The following is a 1,820-nucleotide window of genomic DNA, read 5'->3' on the forward strand; positions in this document are numbered from 1 at the left end:
GCTTACGCTAACCCTCTTCTTTAACCTTACAGCATTGGGCAGGTGTCACCCCATATACATCGTCTTGCGACTTAGCATAGAGCTGTGTTTTTGTTAAACAGTCCCCCCTCGCTATTCACTGCGGCTCACATTACATGAGCACTCCTTATTGCTAACTTACGGAGTCAATTTGCAGAGTTCCTTAACTGTAGTTAACTCGCTAGCCTTGGTACATTTATACCTGACCACGTGTGTTCGTTCTCGGTACGGTCAATTATTAAATTAACGTTAGAAACTTTTCTTGGAAGCATGATGTTTGTGACTTCTCTACTTGCCGAAGCTTTCGATGGTATTCATAGCTTATCGTTAGAGAGTACGGATTTGCCTATACTCACGACTTACTATTTAAACCGGAATCCAATAACCGGCTCACATTAACCTTCTCCGTCATTCCTTCACTCTAATAATTGGTACGGGAATATTAACCCGTTTTCCATCGGTTACGCTTTTCAGCCTGGCCTTAGGAACCGACTCACCCTGGGCGGACGAACCTGGCCCAGGAAACCTTAGTCAATCGGCTTGAAAGATTCTTACTTTCATTCGTTACTCACGCCTGCATTCTCACTTGTATGTAGTCCAATAGTGCTTACGCTCTACCTTCGCCCCAACATACAACGCTCGCCTACCACTTATTGAATAAATTCAATAAATCCGTAATTTCGGTTATACACTTAGCCCCGTTACATCTTCCGCGCAGAATCTCTCGACAAGTGAGCTGTTACGCACTCTTTAAACGGTGGCTGCTTCTAAGCCAACATCCTTGCTGTTTATGAAATTCAACATCGTTTTCCACTTAGTGTATATTTGGGACCTTAATTAACGATCTGGGCTGTTTCCCTCGCGACAATGAAGCTTATCCCCCACTGTCTGACTGCTGGAGTAAAATGTATGGCATTCAGAGTTTAATTCTATTCAGTACATCGAGGTGACGCCATCATAGATTCAGCGCTTTACCTCCACACATTCATAATCCAACGCTATTCCTAAAAATATTTCGGCGAGAACGAGCTATCACGGAATTCGATTGGAATTTCACCGCTAGCCACAGGTCATCCCCTGTCGTTTCAACGAAAGTGGGTTCGGTCCTCCAGTGAATGTTACTTCACCTTCAACCTGCCCATGGCTAGATCATCCCGTTTCGCGTCTATTGCTGCATACTAATCGCCCGATTAAGACTCGGTTTCCCTACGGCTCCGTATCTACTACTTAACCTTGCATACAACAATAACTCGCAGGCTCATACTTCAAAAGGCACGCTATCACACATTAATGTGCTCTAACACCTTGTAAGCTTATGGTTTCAGGTTCTATTTCACTCCCATCACTGGGTTCTTTTCACCGTTCCCTCACGGTACTATGCGCTATCGGTGACATAATAGTATTTAGGCTTACCCAATGGTCTGGGCAGATTCCGACAAGATTCCACGTGTCTCGCCGTACTCAGGATACTGCTAGGTATAAATATGATTTCGCTTACGAGGCTTTCACTCTCTATGGCTTGGCTTCCCAACCAATTCTGCTATCATATCTAAGTCCACATTGCAGTCCTACAACCCCGTATTGCTACGGTTTGGCCTGTTCCGCTTTCGCTCGCCGCTACTGACGGAATCACATTCGTTTTCTTTTCCTCTGGCTACTGAGATGTTTCACTTCACCAGGTATCGCTTCAATAACCTATGTATTCAGTTAAAGATTATATAAATTGCTTTATATAGGGTTTCCCCATTCGGAGATCAACGGATTACAGCCTCTTATCAGCTCCCCGTTGCTTATCGCAGATT

At 44.4% G+C, this 1,820-nt stretch carries 1 rRNA gene; it reads right to left on the reverse strand.

The annotated features are described in order from the left end of the window. Nucleotides 1–1,820, reverse strand: a 23S ribosomal RNA gene (locus ABWU82_RS03600); the annotation flags it as partial.

Source organism: Ureaplasma ceti (assembly GCF_040369755.1).
Taxonomy (GTDB): Bacteria; Bacillota_I; Bacilli_A; order Mycoplasmatales; family Mycoplasmoidaceae; genus Ureaplasma; species Ureaplasma ceti.